Source organism: Streptomyces sp. Qhu_M48, assembly GCF_051305195.1.
In the GTDB taxonomy this organism is placed as follows: Bacteria; Actinomycetota; Actinomycetes; order Streptomycetales; family Streptomycetaceae; genus Streptomyces.
On record NZ_CP195432.1, the window covers coordinates 1,567,343 to 1,587,432 of the forward strand.

Below are 20,090 nucleotides of genomic sequence, written 5' to 3' on the forward strand. Positions count from 1 at the left end.
CCGGGCCGGAGCCTGACCCGCCCGGGCCGATCGCTCGGAACCGGACCGCCGCCAACCTGACCGTCCGGGCCCGAACCTGACCCGTCCGCGCCCGAGCCTGACCCGCTCGGGCCCGACCGCTCGGAACCCGACCGCCGCGAACCTGACCGCCCGGGCCCGAACCTGACTCGTCCGGGCCCGAGCCTGACGGCTCTGGCGCACACCTGTCCGCCCCGGCCCCACCTGTCCGCCCCGGCCCCACCTGTCCGCCCCGTCCCCGCCCGCCCCGCGAAGGGGGCCGGGGTGGGCGGGGACGGGCCGTCAGCCTCGGCCGATGTACGGCATGGCCGTGGCCATCACCGTCGCGAACTGCACGTTCGCCTCCAGCGGCAGGGCCGCCATGTGCACCACCGTCGCCGCCACGTCCGCCGCGTCCATCACCGGTTCCGCCGCCAGTTCCCCGTTGGCCTGGAGGATGCCGGTCTGCATGCGGGCCGTCATCTCCGTCGCCGCGTTGCCGATGTCGAGCTGACCGCAGGCGATCCGGTACGGGCGTCCGTCGAGCGACAGGGACTTCGTCAGGCCCGTCATCGCGTGCTTCGTCGCCGTGTACGCGATCGAGTGCGGGCGCGGTACGTGGGCGGCGATCGAGCCGTTGTTGATGATCCGGCCGCCCCGCGGGTCCTGCTCCTTCATCGTGCGGAAGGCCGCCTGGGCGCAGAGGAACGCGCCCGTCAGGTTGACGTCGACGACCGCGCGCCAGGTGTCCGGGTCCAGCTCCTCGACGGGGACGCCGCCGCCCGCGAACGTACCGGCGTTGTTGAAGAGCAGGTCGACGCGGCCGTAGTGGTCCCGTACCGCCGTGAAGAGGGCCGCGACCTCCTCGGCCGAGGTCACGTCCGTCGGGACGGCCAGGAAGTCGCCGGCCGGCAGGGCCGCCGCCGTCTCCTCCAGCGCGCCGGCCCGGCGCCCCGCCAGGACCACCGACCAGCCGGCCGCCGCCAGGGCGACGGCCACGCTCCGGCCGATGCCCGATCCCGCTCCCGTCACCACTGCGATGCTCATGGGCGCGCAGCGTACGCGAGACGCGTGTCCCATGAACTCATCGTCCCGACACGTGGATGTTCTGTACCCGACAACGTGTGGTCGCCCCACCCCCCTCGAATGGCGGACGGACAGCATCCGTCTGGGGAGGGGCACATGGACCACGTACACCAGCACTCGGAGGAACTCCGCGCCGCCGCACGGCACTTCGACCGTCGCAGGTTCCTCACGGTCACCGGGGCCGCCGCCGCGCTCGCCTTCGCCACCCAGCTGCCCGCCGCCGGCGCGGCGGCCGCCGCCGAGCTCGACGGGCGGCGCGTCACCGAGGACCCGTTCACCCTGGGGGTGGCGTCGGGCGACCCGCTGCCCGGTTCGGTCCTGCTCTGGACGCGTCTCGCGCCCCGCCCCTTCGAGCCCGACGGCGGGCTGCCCGCCCACCGCGTCTCCGTCCACTGGGAGCTCGCCCGCGACGAGCGCTTCACCCGGATCGTGCGGCGCGGCCGGGCCACCGCGCACCCGGAGTTCCGGCACACCGTGCACGTCGAGGTCGACCACCTCGACTCCGGCCGCCCGCTCTTCTACCGCTTCCGGGTCGGCGACTGGACCAGTCCCGTCGGCCGCACCCGTACGGCGCCCGCCCCCTGGGCCCGCACCAGTGGCCTCAAGCTCGCCGCCGTCTCCTGCCAGGCGTACCACGACGGGTACTTCACGGCCTACCGGCACCTCGCCCAGGAGGACGTCGACGTCGTCTTCCACCTCGGTGACTACCTGTACGAGTACGCCGTCAACGCCACCGGTGGCGCCCGCGCCTACACCGACCGCACCCTCCCGGCCGTCTTCGACCGGGAGACGCTCACCCTCGACGACTACCGGCTCCGCTACAGCCTCTACAAGTCGGACCCCGACCTGATGGCCGCGCACGCCGCCCACCCCTTCGTCGTCACCTGGGACGACCACGAGACCGAGAACAACTACGCGGGCGGCACCCCCGAGAACAGCGTCCCGCCCGAGGAGTTCCTGCTCCGCCGCGCCGCCGCCTACCGCGCCTACTGGGAGCACCAGCCGCTGCGCGCGCCGCAGCGGCCCGACGGCGCCGACATGCGGCTCTACCGGCGGCTGCGCTTCGGGCGCCTCGCCCAGTTCGACATCCTCGACACCCGGCAGTACCGCTCCGACCAGGCGTACGGCGACGGCTGGCGGGTCCCGGGCCCGGAGTCGGAGAACCCGGCGCGGACGATGACCGGGGCCGCGCAGGAACGGTGGCTGCTCGACGGCTGGCGCCACTCCCGGGCCCGCTGGAACGTCCTGCCGCAGCAGGTCGTCTTCGCCGAGCGCCGCGACCGGCCCACCGCCGACTTCACCCTCTCCATGGACTCCTGGGACGGCTATCCGGCCTCCCGGCGGCGGATCCTCGCGGGGGCGGAGGCCGCCGGGGTCGAGAACCTGATGGTGCTCACCGGGGACGTCCACGTCGGCTACGGCCTCGACATCAAGGCCGACTTCCGCGACCCGGCCTCCCGGACGGTCGGCACCGAGATCGTCGCCACCTCGATCACCAGCGGCAGGAACGGTGCCGACCGGCCGTCCAACTACGACCGGCTCTTCCAGGCCAACCCGCACCTGAAGTTCTTCAACGGGCGGCGCGGCTACGTGAAGGTCGCCCTCGGCGAGGACGGCGCCCGGGCCGACTTCCGTACGGTGCCGTACGTGACGACTCCGGGCGCCCCCGTCACCACGGCCGCCTCCTTCGTGACGGAGGCGGGCGATCCGGGCCTCAAGCCCGCGTGATCGGGCCCGTGCGGGCGGGTGCGGGCGGGCCCGTGCGACCAGGTCCGTGTGATCGGGTCTGTGCGATCAGGCCCGGGCGGCCGGCGCCTCGCCGGGATAGCGGACGCCGACGCGGTCCCGTACCGCGTCGAGCGTCCGCATCACCGCGAGCGAGCCGTCGAGCGGGACGAGCGGCGACTCGGTCCCGCCCGCCCGCAGGACGCGCATGACCTCGGCGGCCTCGTGCCGGAAGGAGTGCGGGTCGTCGTCCGACGTGAACTCCTCCGGCTCGTGGCCGGCGCGGTGCAGCGTGAACCGCTCGGGGAAGAAGAAGCCGCGCGGGACGTCGATGCGGCCGAGCGTCCCCGTCACGGACGCCGTCAGGGGCGTGTCCGCGACGAGCGAGCAGGACAGCAGGGCCGAGGCTCCCGAGTCCCAGCCGAGCAGCATGCCCGTGTTCAGGTCGACGCCCTCGGGCGAGATCAGCGCGTGCGCGTGGACCGTGTCGGGCTCACCCAGGAGCAGCTGCGCGAACGACACCGGGTACACACCGAGGTCGAGCAGTGCCCCGCCGCCCACCGCCGGGTCCCGCAGCCGGTGGTCCGCCGCGAACGGGCCCGCGAGCCCGAAGTCCGCCTGGACGGTCCTGACCTCGCCGATCGCCCCGTCGCGGACCAGCTCGGCGAGCCGCCGGACCAGCGGGTTGCAGTACATCCACATGGCCTCCATGAGGAAGAGGCCGCGGTCCCGGGCGAGGGCGACGAGTTCCTCCGCCTCCCGGGCGTTGAGGGTGAGGGCCTTCTCGCAGAGCACCGCCCTGCCCGCCTCCAGGGCGCGGCCGGCCGCCTCCCGGTGCGCGTGGTGCGGGGTCGCCACGTACACGACGTCGACGTCCTCGTCGGCGAAGAGTCCGTCCCAGCCCCCGTACGCCCGGGGGATCCCGAACCGGTCGGCGAAGGCCTTCGCGGAGGCCTCCGTACGGGACGCGACGGCGACGACCTCGGCGCCGTCGAGCGTCAGGAGGTCCGTCGTGAACCGCTCCGCTATGCCGCCCGTCGCCAGGATTCCCCAGCGAACCGTCTCTCCCATGTTCCCCACCCGTCCCACAGAGGTCTCGATCATGCCGATCGAGCTGAGAGCATAGGCGCGGATTCAACGAAATGGAGCTGTCGATGCCGGAGAGCGGCCAGAAAACAACACAAGGTCACATAACCGAAACGGCCTCGGGTGCCGACACCGCGACCGCCCCCGGTGCCGCCCCGACCGCTTCCGGCCTCGCCGCGACCGCCCCCGGACCCGCCGCGACCCCCGCCGTCGCCGCCGCGCGCCGTACGGGGCTGCTCGTCACCCTCGTCCTGGGTGGCCTCACCGCCCTGCCCCCGCTCTCCATGGACATGTACCTGCCGGCGCTGCCGGAGGTCACCGGCGCGCTGAGCGCCCCCGCCGCCACCGTCCAGCTCACCCTCACGGCCTGCCTCGCCGGCATGGCCCTCGGTCAGCTCGTCGTCGGCCCCATGAGCGACAAGTGGGGCCGCCGCCGCCCGCTGCTCGTCGGCATGGTCGTGTACGTCCTCGCCACCGCCGTCTGCGCCCTCGCGCCCACCGCCGAACTCCTCATCGGCTTCCGGCTGCTCCAGGGCCTCGCGGGCGCCGCCGGCATCGTCATCGCCCGCGCCGTCGTCCGCGACCTGTACGACGGCGTGGAGATGGCCCGGTTCTTCTCCACCCTGATGCTGATCTCCGGCGTCGCCCCGATCATCGCGCCCGTCATCGGCGGCCAGATCCTGCGGATCACCGACTGGCGGGGCGTCTTCCACGTCCTCACCGTGATCGGCGTCCTCCTCACCCTCGTCGTCTGGCGCTTCCTCGACGAGACGCTCCCCGCCGAGCGACGGCACGAGGGCGGGGTCGGCGAGGCCCTGCGCACCATGAAGGGGCTGGTCACCGACCGCGTCTTCGCCGGGTACATGCTGACCGGCGGACTCGCCTTCGCGGCCCTCTTCGCCTACATCTCGGCCTCGCCCTTCGTGGTCCAGGAGATCTACGGGGCCTCGCCGCAGACCTTCAGCCTGCTCTTCGGCCTCAACTCGATCGGGCTCGTCGCCGTCGGCCAGATCAACGGCAAGCTGCTCATCGGCCGCGTCAGCCTCGACAAGGCGCTCGGCTGGGGCCTCGGGACCATCCTCGTCTCCGCCCTCGCGCTGCTCCTCATGACCAGCGGCGCCTTCGGGGAGGTCGGGCTCGTCCCGGTCGCCGCCGGACTCTTCGTCCTCATGTCGGCGATGGGCCTCGCCATGCCGAACACCAACGCCCAGGCCCTGATGCGCACCCCGCACGCCGCCGGTTCGGCGTCCGCGCTCCTCGGCACCACCTCGTTCCTCGTCGGCGCTGTCGCCTCCCCGCTCGTCGGCATCGCGGGCGAGCACACCGCCGTCCCCATGGCGGTCGTCCAGCTGACCTGCGCCGTCCTCGCCCTGGCCTGCTTCCTGGGCCTCTGCCGACCGTGGCAGTCGGCCGCGGGAAGGCCCGGAGCCGGGACCGAGTCCGTCTGAGCGCCCGGACCGGAGCCGGCTCCGGACCCGGGACCGAGCCAGTCCGAGACCGTCTGACCGCCGGCCGGAGTCGGGACCGAGCCGGGACCGAGTCCGTCCGAGCGCCCGGTCCGGAGCCGGGACCGAGCCGGCCCCGGGGCCCCGGGCCGGCCGGGACCGAGCCGCCGGGGCTGCCGATCCGGCCGCCTAGACTGTCTCGGTGAACGCCTCCGCTCCCTCCGCCGACTCCCTGCGCGCCGCCCTCGCCGGGCTCCTCGACGGGCTGCCGCCCCGCCAGGCCGCCCAGGCCGTCGACCGGCTGATCGCCAACTACCGGGGCACCACCCCGACGGACGCCCCCGTGCTGCGCGACCGCTCCGACGTCGCCGCGTACGCCGCGTACCGGATGCCGGCGACCTTCGAGGCGGTACGGGGCGCCCTCGACGCGCTGCGGGAGGCGGCGCCCGACTGGGAGCCGCGTACCCACACGGACGTCGGCGGCGGTACGGGCGCGGCGAGCTGGGCCGTCGCCGAGGCCTGGGCGGACGAGCCGCCCCGCTCCACCGTCCTCGACTGGGCGGAGCCCGCCCTCACGCTCGGCCGCGAGCTGGCGGCCGGCGCCCTGGACGCCGAGTGGCGCACCGCCCGGATCGGCGGCGCGCTGAAGCTGGCGGAGACCGACCTCGTCACCGTCTCGTACGTGCTCAAGGAGCTGACCCCGGCGGACCGGGCGGCGCTCGTGGCGGAGGCGGCGCGGGTGGCGCGGACCGTCGTGATCGTCGAGCCCGGCACCCCCGACGGCTACGAGCGGATCATCGCGGCCCGCACGCTGCTCGTCGAGGCCGGGTTCACCGTCGCCGCGCCCTGCCCGCACAGCGGCGCCTGCCCGATCGAGCCGGGCACCGACTGGTGCCACTTCTCGGCCCGGGTGAGCCGCTCCTCGCTGCACCGGCAGGTCAAGGGCGGCTCGCTGCCGTACGAGGACGAGAAGTACAGCTACGTGGCGGCGACCCGGGTCCCGCCGACGCCAGCGGTCTCCCGCATCACCCGCAGGCCCCAGATCCGCAAGGGCCTGGTCCTGCTCGACCTGTGCGGCCCCGACGGCCTGACCCGTGACACGGTCACCAAGCGCCACGGGCCCCTGTACAAGCAGGCCCGTGACGCCGCGTGGGGCGACCCCTGGCCGCCGGAGGACGAGGACTGAGCGGTCCGCGCGGCACCCTGCCGCCAGTCGGCCGAAGGGCGCCCGGCTAGGGCCGCAGCTCCTGGGTGCAGCACTTCACACTGCCGCCGCCCTTGAGCAGTTCGCCCAGGTCCATGCCGATCGGCTCGAAGCCCCGCTCGCGGAGGGGATCGAAGAGACCCACCGCCGCCTGGGGGAGCAGGACGTTACGGCCGTCGGAGACCGCGTTCAGGCCGAGGGCCGCCGCGTCCTCGGCCGTCGCGATCAGGGCGTCCGGGAAGAGCCGGGCGAGCACCGCCCGGCTGCCGGGGGAGAAGGCGTCCGGGAAGTACATGACCTCGTCGGTGGCGTCGTCCAGGACGGACAGCGCCGTGTCCAGGTGGTAGTACCGCGGGTCCACCAGCTCCAGGCTGATCACCGGGCGCCCGAAGAACTCCCGCACCTCGTCGTGGGACAGCGGACTGGAGCGGAAGCCGCGCCCGGCGAGGATCCAGGAGGCGGTGACGGCGAAGTCGCCCTCGCCCTCGTTGACGTGCTCCGGGACCCGTACGTCGTCGTCCGCCCAGCCGTTCCGCCGGAACCAGGCCAGGTGCGCCTCGGCCTCGGCCGCGCGCTCCCGGTGGGCGAACCTCGCGCCGAGGACCCGGCCCCCGACGACGGTGGCGCCGTTCGCCGCGAAGACCATGTCGGGCAGCGCCGGGTCGGGGGTGAGCAGCTCGACGGTGTGGCCGAGCGCGCGGTAGCGGTCGCGCAGGTCCTCCCACTGGGTGAGGGCCAACGGCAGGTCGACCGGTTTCGTGGGGTCCATCCAGGGGTTGATGGAGTACGTCACCGTGAAGTGCGTGGGTGGGCACATCAGGTAACGGCGGGGCGAGGACGTGCGCGGAGTGGTGCGCAATGAGGGCTCCTCACGGAAGGGCGGGACTGGATGGACCCCATGGTCCGCCTTCCGGGCCCGGTGCGCAGTGGACCGTTCGGGTGGTTCGGAACCGGCCAGGGGGTCCGTCGGCTTCGGCCACCCTCATGCGAGACGCGGCGTCTCGTACGCTGCTAGGTTGGGGCCATGTCCGAGACCAAGGCCCCCGACGCCTCCCGCCGCAGCGAACGCTCCCGCCGTGCCATCTTCGACGCCGCCCTCGCCCTCGTCACCGAGACCGGCTACGCCAGGACCACCATCGAGGGCATCGCCGCCCGCGCCGGCGTCGGCAAGCAGACCATCTACCGCTGGTGGCCCTCCAAGGCGGCCGTCCTCCTCGACGCCTTCCTCGACCTCCAGACCCGGACCGCCGAAACGCTCGGCGGCGACGCCGACAGCGAGATCCCCGACACCGGCGACCTCGCCGCCGACCTGAAGCAGGTCCTGCGCGCCACCGTGGACGAGCTGAACGACCCGGCCGTCGACGGCCCCACCCGCGCCCTCGCCGCCGAGGGCGTCGTCGACCCCGAGCTCGGCGCCCGCTTCACCGCCGCGCTGCTCGAACCCCAGCTCCAGTACTACGTCCGCCGCGTCGAGGCCGCCCAGGCGGCCGGCGACGTCGACCCGGACATCGACCCGCGCATCGCCCTCGAACTCCTGGTCGGCCCCCTCCACCACCGGTGGATCCACCGCACCCTGCCCCTGACCCACTCCTACGCCGACACCCTCGTCGACCTGGCCCTACGAGGCCTCGCGCGCAAAGGCTGAAACGTCTCCGCCCACCCCGGTTCCGCACTCCGGTCACCCGAAGCGCAGGATGGTGGGACCATGGGCAGAGCCGAACGGGCGAGCATGAGGTGTGAGGGGATAGATGGGCGACGGTATCGGCCGCTACCGCGGCACGGAGAGCAAACTCGCACAGTGGCTGCGCAGGCGCCCGAAACGCACCGCGGCCGACGACGAGAACGACCGCGAGAGACTGCTCCTCGCCGCCGCTGCCGCCGGGCTGCCCCTGGCCCCCGCCGCGTACCCCGTCGGCTACAGCTGTTCCTGTGAGCGGATCGGCTGTCCCACCCCCGCCCGGCACCCCGTCTCCTTCGCCTGGCAGACGCAGTCGACCACCGACCGCGCCCAGATCGAGCGCTGGGCCCGCAACGAGCCCGAGGCGAACTTCATCACCGCCACCGGCATGGTCCACGACGTCCTCGACGTCCCGATGGCCGCCGGCCGCGCCGCCCTGGAGCGCCTCCTCGCCGAGGGCGTCGAGGTCGGGCCGGTCGCCGAGTCCGCGGACGTCGACACCGTCGGCGGGCGGATGCTCTTCTTCACCGCCACCCGCGGCACCCCCGAGGACGAGGACGAGTGGTGGCCGTGTGAGCTCGACTGCCACCCCGAGACGATGGACGAGCACCCGGGGCTCCGCTGGCACTGCCGGGGCAGCTACGTCCTCGTACCGCCCGCCCGGCTCCCCGGGGACGAGGACGACCGTCCGGTCGTCTCCTGGCTCCGCGGCCCCGAGCACCCGCTGCCCGACCCGCTGAACCTCCTGGAGACCCTCCAGGACGCCTGCGCCCGCCACGTCGCGGCGCGCGAGGCGGAGAGCGACGGCGAGCACACGGCCCACGAGATCGCCTGGCCCCTGACCCGCTGAGCCCGGCCGGCTGCACGCGTCAGGAGCCCGCCCGGCTCACGAGCCCTGTGCGCCCACCACGCCCTGGATCCGGCCGCTGATCGTGACCCCGTCGCCGGCCGCGCCCGCCGGCCGCACCAGAGCCACCTGGTTGGACACCCACTCCTTGGTGACCGTGCTCCTGACCTCGCCGGTCAGCAGGGCCTTGACGGCGGGGTCGACCTTGGGCCGGTAGCCCGGCGCCGCCGTCTGCCGCTCGAAGGACCGCGTCGCGAAGAAGACGAGCGCGCCGCCGTCCTTCGTCCGCAGCCCCAGCGGCGCGAAGTCGCCCTGGTCGGCCGCCCGGTCGAGGTACTGGGTGGCGAGCCCCGGCCGTTTGGCGCCCTTCTGCCGCTGCTCCCGCCACAGGGACGTGTGCGCCCCCGGCGCGAACGGCCCCGGCGCCCCGTCCTTCAGATACGCGACGTACCGCGCGCCGAGGTCCTCGGGCGCGACCGCCAGCGCGTCGGTGCCCGCGGCGACCGGCACCGCGTACCCGCCCTCCTCGGCGAACTCGGGCACCTGCGACGAACCGAGGATCACCAGGTGGGCCACCTCCCACAGCTGCTGGGGCCCGTTGCGTACGAAGACCAGCAGCCAGCGCTTGTCGCCGGCCCCCTGGTCGGTGTCCCGGTTGGAGTCGGTGTCCGCGAGGAACCAGCGCGGCCAGCCCGCCTTCCTGGGCAGGACGAACCGCGCGTCCGTCAGTTCGAGGGGCCGGTGGTTCTTGTTGCCGCCGGGGCTCGTGACCGCCCGGGCACGCAGGCCGGCCTGGTTGATCTCCCCGAGCGGACCGGTGACCCGGCCCGCGTCCAGGGCGGGGTCGAAGGCCTTGTCGGCCTTGTTGTACGCGGCCGTGAAGTCGGCGAGGGCCCGCGCGGCCTCGGCCTCGGTGGCCGGCGGCATCAGGGCGAGTTCGCCGTGCACGGTCACACAGCCGCTCGCCGTCAGCGTCAGGACGGTCGCCGCGGCCGTCGCCGCGAGGAGTCTCGCGGGCCGTCGTGCCGACAGCCGCTCAAGCGGTCGTCCCGGAGCTCGCCTCAGCGTCAGCCTTCTCATCGGTCGCCTTCTGCTTCTTCACCCGCACGGACGGACCCGACCCTATCGGGGCCAGGAACAGCGCGAGCGTCGGGACCAGATACAGCGCCCACACCGTGACCTGAAGGTCCGTCGGGTTCGGCTGGAAGTTGAAGACGCCCTTGAGGAGCGTGCCGTACCAGCTGTCCGGCGGGATCGTCGCCGAGATGTCGAAGGCCTTGTCCGCGAGGCCGTCGAGGAAGCGGGCCTCCTGGAGGTCGTGCACGCCGTACGCGAGGACGCCCGCCGCCACCACGACCAGCATCCCGCCGGTCCAGGTGAAGAACTTCGCCAGGTTGATCCGCAGCGCCCCCCGGTAGAAGAGCCAGCCGAGCAGGACCGCCGTGAGCAGGCCGAGCAGGACACCGGTCAGCGGCGCGAACGTGCCGTCGGACGAGGCGCGGACCGACGCCCACACGAAGAGCGCCGTCTCCAGGCCCTCGCGGCCCACCGCCAGGAAGGCGGTGGCGACCAGCGCGCCCGTGCCCATCCGCAGGGCCGCGTCCAGCCTGCCGTGCAGCTCCGCCCTGAGGTGCCGGGCCGTGCGCCGCATCCAGAAGACCATCCAGGTCACCAGGACCACCGCGACGATCGACAGGGAGCCGCCGAGCAGCTCCTGCGCCTCGAAGGTCAGCTCCTGGGAGCCGAACTCGAGCCCGGCGCCGAAGGCCAGGGACACGGCGACGGCCACGCCGATGCCGGTCCAGACCGGCCTGAGCGCGTCCCGGCGCCCGGTCTTCACCAGGTACGCGATCAGGATGCAGACGACCAGACTGGCCTCCAGGCCCTCGCGCAGGCCGATCAGATAGTTGCCGAACACGCCGGTTCCCTCCCTGGGATACGTGAAGAGCTACGCGAACAGCGCCCGGCCCCACCAGTCGTCCTTGTCGCGGACGCCCGGCGGGACGGCGAACAGCGCCGAACCCACGTGCTGGATGTACTCGTTGAGGGCGTCCGCGCGGGCGAGCGAGGTCTGCACCGGGATGAAGCCGGTGCGGACGTCCCTCTGGTACGCCAGGAAGAACAGGCCCGCCTCCAGGCGCCCGAGTCCGTCCGTGCCGTCGGTGAAGGAGTAGCCGCGCCGCAGGATCGTCGCCCCGGCGTTGGTGTCCGGGTGGGCGAGCCGGACGTGGGAGTCCGGCTTCATCGCCTTCAGGAACGGCTCGTCGTGCTCCTTGGCCTTGCCGACGGGCGCGCCCTCGCGCTTGTCGCGGCCGAAGATGTCCTCCTGCTCGGCGAGCGGGGTGCGGTCCCAGGTCTCGACGTTCATCCGGATGCGGCGGGCGACGAGGTACGAGCCGCCGTCCATCCAGCCGGCCGGTCCCTCGGCGTCCTTCCCGGAGACCCAGACGTGCTTCGCGAGCCGCTCGGTCTCGGTGCCCGCGATGTTGCGGGTGCCGTCCTTGAAGCCGAAGAGGTTACGGGGGGTCTGGGCGTCCGGGGTCGTCGAGGACGTCTTGCCGAAGCCCAGCTGCGACCAGCGCACCGCGACCTTGCCGAAACCGATCCGTGCCAGGTTGCGGATGGCGTGCACGGCGACCTGCGGGTCGTCCGCGCACGCCTGCACGCACAGGTCGCCGCCGCTGCGCGCCGGATCGAGGTTGTCGCCCGGGAACCTGGGCAGCTCCACCAGGGCTCCGGGCCGCCTGTCCTTCAGCCCGAACCGCCCGTCGAAGAGCGAGGGGCCGAAGCCGAGGGTGAGGGTGAGGCGGGAGGGCTTGAGACCGAGGGCCTCACCGGTGTCGTCCGGCGGGGCCTCCGGCAGACCGCCGTACGCGCCCTCGCCGACCTCGGCACCGGCCGCCATGCGCTCGGCCGCCCGCGTCCAGTCCTTGAGGAGCTGCACCAGCTCGGCGCGGTCGGTCGTCGTCACGTCGAAGGCGGCGAAGTGCAGCCGGTCCTGCACGGCGGTGGCGATGCCCGCCTGGTGCGGGCCGTGGAACGGCACGGCCGCGCCGCTGTCGGAGACGGGGACGGAGGCGTCCCCGTCCCGGGTCAGGGCGACGGCGCCGCCGGCCGCGGCGGCGCCGAGCGCGAGCCCGGCACCGCCCCAGGCGATGACCGTACGACGGGAGGCGCCCCGCGCGGGGTGTTCCTGTTCCTCGGACATGTCCGTGTGTCCCGTCCGCTACTTGACGACGGCGGCGGCGAGCTTGGAGAGCGGCTCGGCCAGCGCGTTGACGCTGTCGGAGAGCTCCTTGCGCTCGGGCTTGCCGACCTTCTCGTACGAGGTGAAGACGTAGCCAGTCTTGTCCGCGCGGTACTTGTCGAGCAGCGTGTTCAGCGCGGCGAACCGCTTCTCCAGGTCGGCGACGAGCGCGGGATCGTTCTTCGACGCGACCGGCTTGAGCAGGTCGAAGGACTTCTGAGCGCCCTCGACGTTCGCCTTGAAGTCGACGAGGTCGGTGTGGGAGTAGCGCTCCTCCTCGCCGGTGACCTTGCCGGTGGCGACCTCGTCCAGGAGCTCCTTGGCGCCGTTGGCCATCGAGGTCGGGGTGATCTCGGCCTTGCCGACCCGCTTCACCCAGTCCGCGAGGTCCCGGTCGAGGATGCCGGCCAGCTCCTTCTCGCGCTCGCCGATCTTCTTGTCCTGCCAGAGCGCCTTCTCCAGGCGGTGCCAGCCGGTCCAGTCCTTCGCCGGGTCCTGGCCGGCCTCCAGGCCGTCCTCGCGGACGTCGACCTTGGGGTCGATGTCGCCGAAGGACTCGGCGACCGGCTCGGTGCGCTCCCAGCCGATGCGGGACTCGGCGTACGCCTTCTTCGCGGCCTCGACGTCACCGGCGCGGACGGCGTCCGTGAAGACCTTCACCTTGGGCAGGGTCGCGTCGGCCTGCGCCTGGACGTACTGGCGGTAGGCGGCGACGGCCGCGTCCATCTCGGGGGAGCGCTTGGTGCCCGCGGCTCCGCCGGTGGCCTTCACCTGCTGACGGATGCCGTCGCCGACCATGCCGGGCTTGCAGGCGATCGCGTAGTCGCCGGCCTTGATCTCGGCGGTGATCGTGGCCCTGGTGCCGGGGCCGATGTTCTCGCGCTCGGTGACGATCCGGTCGTCCGGGTAGAGGACGTAGACCTCGGTCACCTTGGAGCCGCGGTTCTCGACGGCCAGCTTCAGGTGACCGGCCGGGAACTCCTTCTTCGAGACCTCGCAGGAGTCGTCCTTGGCGACGACGGTGATCGTGCCGTCGTCCCCCTTGGCGTCGCTCTTCTCGGTGCAGCCCGTGACGGCGGCCAGCGCCGCCGCGGTCGCTGCGGCGGTGACGACGGAGAGGCGAACGGCTCGCATGAGGACTCCAGGAACACGGGTACGGGGACTGAGGCGGACCTAACTTAACCGAGGCTTACCTCAGCCATACCCGCCCGTCCAGTGATTCGGCTCTCAGATGCGGCGGACCGGACACGGCGGGATCACAGGGGTTCCAGGGAGTCCCCAAGGGCCGGTCAAGGGCTGGTCAAGCGAGGGGACTCCCCCGCCTCCCGCTCCCTGTCGGTCCGCTTCGGCACGACGAGGGGGGCACCGGTCCGAGGGTGCGGGAAGACCTCCACCGGCTGCCGGTACACCCGGCTCAGCAACGCCTCCTCCAGGACCTCCGACGGCGGCCCCTCGACCGCGACCCGGCCGCCGTGCAGCACCCCGACCCGGTCCGCGTGCGCGGCCGCGAGCCCGAGGTCGTGGAGGACGACCACCACGGCGTCCCCGGCCGCGGCCCGCTCCCGGCAGACCCGCAGCACCAGTTCCTGGTGGCGCAGGTCCAGGGCGGCCGTCGGCTCGTCGAGCAGCAGCAGACCGGTCCGCTGGGCCAGGACCCTGGCCAGCGCGACCCGGGCCCGCTCGCCGCCCGACAGCGCGGAGAACGGTCGCTCGGCGAAGGCCTCGACCTCGGTGGCCGCCATCGCGTCCGCGACCGCCGCCTCGCCCTCGTCCTCCCGCTCGGTGCCCGCCCAGGGGGCCCGGCCCATCCGGACCACGTCGGCGACGGCGAAGGGGAAGGAGAGCGCCGCGTCCTGCGGCAGCACCGCCCGCCGCAGGGCGAGTTCACCGGGCGTCCACCCGGTCGCCGGCCGGCCCCCGATCCGTACCTCTCCCGTGCTCGGCGCGAGATCGGCGGCGAGCGCGGCGAGCAGCGTGGACTTCCCGGCCCCGTTCGGTCCGACCAGGGCGAGCACCTCCCCGGCCCGCACCTCGATCCCGACCCCTTCCAGGACCGGCCGACCGCCGCGCTCGACCCGCACCCCGACCGCCTCCGCGACCACCTCGCCGGGCGCGGCGGGGGAGGGCGGCGTGCGGGCGCGCCGGTTCGGGAGCGTCGGGAGCAGTCCTCGAAGCCGTACGGACGTCATGCCCAACCACCTTGCCTACGACGGGTCCTGCGCAGCAGCCAGAAGAAGAACGGGCTGCCGAGGAGGGCGGTGAGGACGCCCAGGGGAAGTTCGGCCGGGGCCGCGACCGTACGGGCCGCGAGGTCACCGGCGGTGAGGACGACCGCGCCGCCCAGCGCGCTGCCCGGCACCAGGAAGCGGTGGCCCGGGCCGTTCACCATCCGCAGCAGGTGCGGGACGAGCAGACCGACGAAGGTGATGATGCCGGCCACCGCCACCGCGGCCGCCGTGAGCAGCGCGACCAACAGGATCAGGGCGACCCGCAGCCGCTCCACGTCCACGCCCAGATGGCGGGCGGGCCGCTCGCCGAGCGCGAGGAGGTCGAGCCGGCGGGCGTGGAAGGGGGCGACGACCAGGCCGAGGAGCGCGCACGGCAGGACGGCGAGGACCTTGGGCCAGGTGGCCTGGGCGAGCGACCCGAGCTGCCAGAAGGTGATCTGGGTGACCTGCGCGTTGTCGGCGAAGAAGATGAAGAGACCGATGAGGGCGCCCGCGAAGGCGTTCACCGCGATACCCGTGAGGATCAGCGTCACCACCTCGGTACGGCCGCCGGAGCGGGACATCGCGTACACGAGGAACACGGTCGCGAGCCCGGCGACGAAGGCGCAGACGGTGATCGTCCAGTTGCCGAGGAAGGTGAGGCCGAGCGTGATCGCGCCGACCGCGCCGACGGCCGCGCCCGCCGAGATGCCGATGACGCCCGGCTCGGCGAGCGGGTTGCCGAACACGCCCTGCATCAGGGCGCCCGCGCAGCCGAGCGAGGCGCCGACGAGGACGGCGAGGACGACCCGGGGGAGCCGGATGTTCCACAGGACGCTCTCGGCGGTGTGGTCGAGGGCGTGCCCGCCGAGGCCGATCCGGTGCTGGACGGAGGCGAGGACGTCGCCGAGCGGGATCTCGTACGCGCCGATGCCGGCGGAGAGCAGGGCAAGCAGGAGCAGGGCGCCGAGAAGGCAGAGGGTGAGGACGGGGGCGGCGGCGGGCCGGCGGGGGGCGGGCCTCACCACCGTGCCGGGCTTCCCGGTCTCGGGGTCGGCCGTCGCGGTCGCGCTCGGCTCTGTACCCGCGTCGGTCCTCGCGGTCGTGGTCGGCTCAGTACTCGCGTCGGTCCTCGCGGTCGCGGTCGCGTGGGCCGTGACGGCCGTCTCCCCTTCCCGCGGGGGCTTCTGGAGCGCCGTCACTCGCCCTCCCCGTACAACTGGCCGACCAGGGAACTCAGCACCTGGTCGGTGCGGGGGCCGTAGTTGAGGAGCACGCCGTCGTCGACGGTGACGACCCGGCGGTCGGCGCCGGCCGGGGTCTGGGCGACGCCCGGGACCTTCACCAGGCCGTCGATCCCGCCGACGGAGCCGAGTCCCTTGCTCATGACGAGGATCGCGTCGGGCGCGGCCTGCGCCAGGGCCTCGCTGGTGATCGGGGTGAAGTCCTTGGCCAGTCCGGACTCCTTGCCCGCGTCGATGGCCCCGGCGGCTTCGAGGAGCGAGCTCGCGCCGGACTCCGCCCCGCCGAGCAGGTAGACGGCGGCCGAGCCGCGGACGTACAGGAAGGCCACGCGCGGCTTCTCCTCGCGGGCCGGGATCCCCTGTCGTACGGCGTCGATCCGTTCCTGGGTGCGCTTACGGAGCGCGGCGCCGGAGTCCGGTACGCCGAGGGCGGCGGCGACCGCTTCGATCCGGGTGCCGACGTCGGCGAGCGACTTGGCGGGCTTCACGACGACGAGGGGGATGCCCGCGTCCCGGATCTGGGCGATGGCCTCGGCCGGGCCCGTGGCGCCCTCGGCGATGACGACGGTGGGCTTGAGGGAGAGCACGCTCTCGGCGGAGACGTCGTGGGCGCGGGTCACCACCGGGAGCTTCTCGGCCTGTTCGAAGGTGGCGGTGATGTCGCGGGCGACGACCCGTCCGCCGAGGCCGAGGGTGAAGACGATCTCGTTGAGGGAGCCGCTGAGCGGCACGATCCGCTCGGTGGAGGTGACGGTGGTCCGACGTCCGTCGGCCGAGGCGACGGTGACGGGCAGTCGGGGCACGGCCGGGGCGGCGAGCGGCTCGACCCGGTCGGGGGCGGCGACAGGACCGGTGGAAGCGCTGCTTCCGGGGCCGGGCGTGATTCCGCCTCCGTCGCCGCAGCCGGTCGCCGCGAGGGCGAGGGCGAGCACTGCTGTCAGCGCTCCCGCGAGGCGAGTTCTGCGCACCGGACACCGTCCTGTCGATCGTTCTGCTGCGTTCTGCGGTGGTTCGTGGATGTTCGGCCCGGGTGGGGATACCTTCCGAGGTCCAACGTAGCTTAGGTTAGCCTTACCTCACTTTGCCAGCCCTCGGAGGGGTTCCACGATGCTGTCCAGACCCGCCCGCGCGCTCGCCGTGCCCCTGTTCGCGGCGCTGCTCGCCGCCCTCGTACCCGCCGGCACCGCCCACGCGGAGAGCCGTACCGTGCAGGGCGGACGGCTCGACTGGGGCATCAAGTCCTCCTTCCAGAGCTACGTCACCGGCCCCATCGCCCAGGGCGGTTGGGGCCTCACCGGCGGAGCCGCCACGGTCGGCGGCAGCCAGTTCCGCTTCCACTCCGCCCAGGGCTCGTACGACCCGGCGACCGGCGCCTTCGAAGCCGCCTTCTCCGGGGGCGTCCGCTTCACCGGTCACCGCAAGGCCGACGGCACCGACGAGCTCGACCTCACCATCAGCCGCCCCCGGATCCGCATCCAGGGCGGAAACGGCACCCTGTACGCCGACATGGCGAGCAAGGCCAAGGGCAGCGGTCGCGTCACCACCTCGTCCCAGGTGCCGCTCGCCACCCTCGGCCTCGGCGGCATCGACATGCGCGGCGGAGGCAGCCCCGTCTCGCTCGCCGGCGTGCCCGCCACCCTGACCTCGCGGGGCGCCGCCGCCTTCGCCGGCTACTACCCGGCCGGCACCCCGCTCGACCCCGTCAGCCTGACCGTCGACGTCGAGGCGCCGCGGCAGGCGCCGCCGACCACGGCACCCACCACCACACCGCCCGCCACCCAGCCTTCGGCGACCGTCTCCGCGACCCCCTCGGCCACCACGAGCGCCCCCGCCGGAAGCCTCCGTGACGCGGCGGTCGACTGGGGGGTGCGCCGCACCTTCCGCGAGTACGTCACCGGCGCCGTCTCCCGGGGCGAGTGGACGCTCGCCGACGGCGCCCAGGACGGCGGCGCGCTCTTCCGCTTCTCCGGCGGCAAGGGCACGTACGACCCGGAGAAGGGCACCCTCGACGCCGCCTTCGCGGGCAGCGTCCGCTTCACCGGCGCCCACCTCGACCTCACCCTCGGCAAGGTCACCGTGAAGGTCACCGGCGGCACCGGCACCCTCAGCGCTGACGTCACGAGCACCGGGAGGACCGACAAGGCCGTCCCCCTCGTCACCTTCGCCGCCCGTGACCTCACCCCGAGGAACGGCCTCGCCGCCGTCACCGAGGCCCCCGCCACCCTCACCGAGGGCGGCGCCCGGGCCTTCGGCGGGATGTACAGGGCCGGGACGGCGATGGACCCGGTCTCCCTCGCCGTCACCGTCGACGCCAAGGTGAGGCTGCCCGCGCTCCCGGACCTCGGCAGCGGGGCCACGCGGTCCGCCACCCCGTCGAAACCGGCCACCCCCGCCGCCTCCGCCGCCGCGGCCCCCGCCGCATCCGCCGCCGAGTCCTCCTCGTCGTCCACGAGCACGTACCTCGCGATCGGCGCGGGCGTGCTGCTCGTCGCCGCGCTCGCCGTCTTCACCGCCGTACGCCGTCGTCGTACCGGCCCCACCCCCTCGGCCTGACCCGGCCTGACCCCCCACGCCACACCTCCCGCGCACCCCCCTTGCGCCCCGCGTCCCACCTAGGAGAACCCCGTCATGGCTATCCCCTTGCGCCGATCCGTCACCCTGGCCGCCGCCGTCGCCACGGCCGCCGCCCTGGGCGCGGGCGCCGTCGTCCTCGCCCTGCCCGCGGCGGCCGAGGGCGCGCCCCCGGTGACGCTGGTCGACGGCACCCTGGACTGGGGCATCAAGCAGTCCTTCCGCTCGTACCTCGCCATGCCCTTCGCCCACGGGAAGATCACCGTCGGGGGCGGCGCCACCCAGGCCGCGAACAACGGCGTGTTCACCTTCGTCGACGGCACCGGTACGTACGACATGGGCACCCACGGCACCGCCACCGGCTTCAAGGGGAGCGTCCACTTCGAGGCGCACGAGGGCGCCCTCGACATCCTGATCTCGGACGTCAAGCTGTCGACCAAGGGCTCGGCGGCGCCGACCGGCGAGATCACCGCCGACGTCGTCACCAAGGAGAAGGACGGCTCCGTCAGCACCCGCGAGGACATCGCCTTCGCCGCGCTCGACATGACGGGCGTCCGACCGGGTCAGGGCGCGGGCGGCGCGATGGTGTTCAAGGATATACCGGCGAAGCTGACGAAGGACGGCGCGGCGGCGTTCGCGGGCTTCTACAAGGAGGGTGACGCGCTCGACGCGGCCACGCTCACGGTGAAGGCGGGCGGCCGCCCGACGACCCCACCGACGACGACCCCACCGACGACGGAGCCGCCCACCACGGCCCCGCCCACGACGGAGCCCCCGACCACTGAGCCCCCGACCACGGCCCCGCCGACCACCGCCCCGCCCACCAGCCAGCCGCCCACCGTCCCGCCGACCAGCCAGCCGCCCACCACCGCACCGGCCGTGGTCGTCAACGGCAAGCTGACCTGGGGGGTGAAGGAGAGCTGGCAGCGGTACGTCGGGCAGATCTGCGGCGGCGAGGTGACGGCGTCCGAGGGTGCGAGGAAGAACGGCGCCGCCTACGACTTCGGCTTCGTCAAGGCCGAACTCGACTCCGACGCCCGCGAGGTCGAGGCCGCCTTCTCCGGCAAGGTCGCCTTCGTCTGCAACGCCCACGGCATCGACTGGACCGTCGGTGACCTGAAGGTGAAGGCGTCCGGCACCACCGGCACGCTGTCCGCCGACGTCACCAGCGCCCAGGGCACCCAGAACGACGTGGCCCTCGCCTCCCTCGACCTGTCGAAGTCCGACTGGGCCGTGAAGGACGAGGTCGTCACCCTCGCGAACAGCCCGGCGACCCTGACGGAGGCCGGCGCGGCCACGTTCGCCGCACCCGGAGGCCAGGGCGGATACCCGGCCGGCACCGAGCTCGACGCGCTGACCGTGAGCCTCTCGTACGGCGACGGCGCCACGCTGCCCCCGACCACCGGCGGCACAGGTGACTCCGGCGGCTCCGGCGCCGGCGGCTCGGGCACGTCCGGCGGCACCGGTCCGTCCACCACGGGCGGCGGCGGAACCGTGGGCGGCGGTGGCACCGCCGGTGGCTCCGGCACCGTCGGCGGCTCGTCCACCACCGGCGGCGGCTCCCTCGCCGCCACCGGCGCGGAGGTCTCGACCACCCTTCTCCTCACCACCTCCGCCCTGACCGTGGCGGCCGGCGCGGGCCTCGTCGTCGCCGTCCGCCGCCGCGCGACGGGCTCCTGAGCCGCCACCCCCCACCGGGCAGGGCCGCACCCGTTCCTCGGGTGCGGCCCTGCCGCCTTCCCATGGATGGTTC

Annotated in this window: 17 protein-coding genes; 7 read left to right on the forward strand and 10 right to left on the reverse strand. The window is 73.8% G+C overall.

Annotated features, from left to right (window positions below; all coding sequences use genetic code 11):
• Positions 1-300 precede the first annotated feature (300 nt).
• Positions 301-1,077, reverse strand: a complete 777-nt coding sequence (locus ACRRSS_RS07410) for an SDR family oxidoreductase (RefSeq protein ID WP_435970426.1) — start codon at positions 1,075-1,077, stop codon at positions 301-303.
• A gap of 102 nt (positions 1,078-1,179) precedes the next feature.
• Here ACRRSS_RS07410 and ACRRSS_RS07415 point away from each other — a divergent pair, with 102 nt between their 5' ends.
• Complete coding sequence (locus tag ACRRSS_RS07415; protein WP_435970427.1) at positions 1,180-2,811, forward strand: alkaline phosphatase D family protein; 1,632 nt, start codon at positions 1,180-1,182, stop codon at positions 2,809-2,811.
• A gap of 66 nt (positions 2,812-2,877) precedes the next feature.
• On the opposite strand, the gene ACRRSS_RS07420 is transcribed toward ACRRSS_RS07415, so the two are convergent.
• The gene (locus ACRRSS_RS07420; protein ID WP_435970428.1) at positions 2,878-3,879 is read right to left on the reverse strand and encodes a Gfo/Idh/MocA family protein; all 1,002 of its coding nucleotides are present in this window, start codon (positions 3,877-3,879) and stop codon (positions 2,878-2,880) included.
• 83 nt (positions 3,880-3,962) lie between these two features.
• On the opposite strand from ACRRSS_RS07420, the gene ACRRSS_RS07425 reads away from it, so the two are divergent.
• A complete protein-coding gene (locus ACRRSS_RS07425; protein ID WP_435970429.1) occupies positions 3,963-5,342 on the forward strand; it encodes a Bcr/CflA family multidrug efflux MFS transporter in 1,380 nt (459 codons plus the stop codon).
• A 199-nt stretch (positions 5,343-5,541) separates the two neighbouring features.
• Positions 5,542-6,525 carry a small ribosomal subunit Rsm22 family protein gene (locus tag ACRRSS_RS07430; RefSeq protein ID WP_435970430.1) on the forward strand — a complete coding sequence of 328 codons (984 nt, stop codon included), beginning with the start codon at positions 5,542-5,544 and terminating at the stop codon, positions 6,523-6,525.
• A gap of 46 nt (positions 6,526-6,571) precedes the next feature.
• Here the strand turns inward: ACRRSS_RS07430 and ddaH are convergent, their stop codons facing one another.
• On the reverse strand, positions 6,572-7,360 hold the full coding sequence (gene ddaH / locus ACRRSS_RS07435) for a dimethylargininase (protein ID WP_435975270.1): 789 nt from the start codon (positions 7,358-7,360) through the stop codon (positions 6,572-6,574).
• A 207-nt stretch (positions 7,361-7,567) separates the two neighbouring features.
• On the opposite strand from ddaH, the gene ACRRSS_RS07440 reads away from it, so the two are divergent.
• Positions 7,568-8,188, forward strand: a complete 621-nt coding sequence (locus ACRRSS_RS07440) for a TetR/AcrR family transcriptional regulator (RefSeq protein ID WP_435970431.1) — start codon at positions 7,568-7,570, stop codon at positions 8,186-8,188.
• A gap of 103 nt (positions 8,189-8,291) precedes the next feature.
• Entirely contained in the window at positions 8,292-9,071 is a 780-nt protein-coding gene (locus ACRRSS_RS07445; protein WP_435970432.1) for a bifunctional DNA primase/polymerase, read from the forward strand.
• A 36-nt stretch (positions 9,072-9,107) separates the two neighbouring features.
• On the opposite strand, the gene ACRRSS_RS07450 is transcribed toward ACRRSS_RS07445, so the two are convergent.
• The 7 genes from ACRRSS_RS07450 to ACRRSS_RS07480 form a co-directional block, all read right to left on the reverse strand.
• On the reverse strand, positions 9,108-10,148 hold the full coding sequence (locus ACRRSS_RS07450; RefSeq protein ID WP_435970433.1) for a hypothetical protein: 1,041 nt from the start codon (positions 10,146-10,148) through the stop codon (positions 9,108-9,110).
• Entirely contained in the window at positions 10,105-10,986 is an 882-nt protein-coding gene (efeU, locus tag ACRRSS_RS07455) for an iron uptake transporter permease EfeU (protein ID WP_435970434.1), read from the reverse strand. Before efeU ends, ACRRSS_RS07450 begins: the two co-directional genes overlap by 44 nt.
• Positions 10,987-11,016: 30 nt before the next feature.
• Entirely contained in the window at positions 11,017-12,276 is a 1,260-nt protein-coding gene (gene efeB, locus ACRRSS_RS07460) for an iron uptake transporter deferrochelatase/peroxidase subunit (protein WP_435970435.1), read from the reverse strand.
• 18 nt (positions 12,277-12,294) lie between these two features.
• Positions 12,295-13,449 carry an iron uptake system protein EfeO gene (efeO, locus tag ACRRSS_RS07465; protein WP_435970436.1) on the reverse strand — a complete coding sequence of 385 codons (1,155 nt, stop codon included), beginning with the start codon at positions 13,447-13,449 and terminating at the stop codon, positions 12,295-12,297.
• 155 nt (positions 13,450-13,604) lie between these two features.
• Positions 13,605-14,504 (reverse strand): heme ABC transporter ATP-binding protein, encoded by a 900-nt coding sequence (locus tag ACRRSS_RS07470; protein ID WP_435970437.1) that lies wholly within the window; start codon positions 14,502-14,504, stop codon positions 13,605-13,607.
• Positions 14,501-15,550: a FecCD family ABC transporter permease gene (locus tag ACRRSS_RS07475; RefSeq protein ID WP_435975271.1), complete on the reverse strand. Its 1,050-nt coding sequence runs from the start codon at positions 15,548-15,550 to the stop codon at positions 14,501-14,503. Before ACRRSS_RS07475 ends, ACRRSS_RS07470 begins: the two co-directional genes overlap by 4 nt.
• A 170-nt stretch (positions 15,551-15,720) precedes the next feature.
• A complete protein-coding gene (locus ACRRSS_RS07480; RefSeq protein ID WP_435970438.1) occupies positions 15,721-16,734 on the reverse strand; it encodes a heme/hemin ABC transporter substrate-binding protein in 1,014 nt (337 codons plus the stop codon).
• A gap of 139 nt (positions 16,735-16,873) precedes the next feature.
• Between ACRRSS_RS07480 and ACRRSS_RS07485 the strand changes: the two genes are divergently transcribed.
• On the forward strand, positions 16,874-18,319 hold the full coding sequence (locus tag ACRRSS_RS07485; protein ID WP_435970439.1) for an HtaA domain-containing protein: 1,446 nt from the start codon (positions 16,874-16,876) through the stop codon (positions 18,317-18,319).
• 75 nt (positions 18,320-18,394) lie between these two features.
• Positions 18,395-20,017, forward strand: a complete 1,623-nt coding sequence (locus tag ACRRSS_RS07490; RefSeq protein ID WP_435970440.1) for an HtaA domain-containing protein — start codon at positions 18,395-18,397, stop codon at positions 20,015-20,017.
• Positions 20,018-20,090 lie beyond the last annotated feature (73 nt).

Coding starts and splice junctions, on each gene's coding strand:
- ACRRSS_RS07410 (WP_435970426.1), bottom strand. CDS start 1,077: ATGGGACACGCGTCTCGCGTACGCTGCGCGCCCATGAGCATCGCAGTG.
- ACRRSS_RS07415 (WP_435970427.1), top strand. CDS start 1,180: ATGGACCACGTACACCAGCACTCGGAGGAACTCCGCGCCGCCGCACGG.
- ACRRSS_RS07420 (WP_435970428.1), bottom strand. CDS start 3,879: ATGGGAGAGACGGTTCGCTGGGGAATCCTGGCGACGGGCGGCATAGCG.
- ACRRSS_RS07425 (WP_435970429.1), top strand. CDS start 3,963: ATGCCGGAGAGCGGCCAGAAAACAACACAAGGTCACATAACCGAAACG.
- ddaH (WP_435975270.1), bottom strand. CDS start 7,360: ATGTGCCCACCCACGCACTTCACGGTGACGTACTCCATCAACCCCTGG.
- ACRRSS_RS07440 (WP_435970431.1), top strand. CDS start 7,568: ATGTCCGAGACCAAGGCCCCCGACGCCTCCCGCCGCAGCGAACGCTCC.
- ACRRSS_RS07445 (WP_435970432.1), top strand. CDS start 8,292: ATGGGCGACGGTATCGGCCGCTACCGCGGCACGGAGAGCAAACTCGCA.
- ACRRSS_RS07450 (WP_435970433.1), bottom strand. CDS start 10,148: ATGAGAAGGCTGACGCTGAGGCGAGCTCCGGGACGACCGCTTGAGCGG.
- efeB (WP_435970435.1), bottom strand. CDS start 12,276: ATGTCCGAGGAACAGGAACACCCCGCGCGGGGCGCCTCCCGTCGTACG.
- efeO (WP_435970436.1), bottom strand. CDS start 13,449: ATGCGAGCCGTTCGCCTCTCCGTCGTCACCGCCGCAGCGACCGCGGCG.
- ACRRSS_RS07470 (WP_435970437.1), bottom strand. CDS start 14,504: ATGACGTCCGTACGGCTTCGAGGACTGCTCCCGACGCTCCCGAACCGG.
- ACRRSS_RS07485 (WP_435970439.1), top strand. CDS start 16,874: ATGCTGTCCAGACCCGCCCGCGCGCTCGCCGTGCCCCTGTTCGCGGCG.
- ACRRSS_RS07490 (WP_435970440.1), top strand. CDS start 18,395: ATGGCTATCCCCTTGCGCCGATCCGTCACCCTGGCCGCCGCCGTCGCC.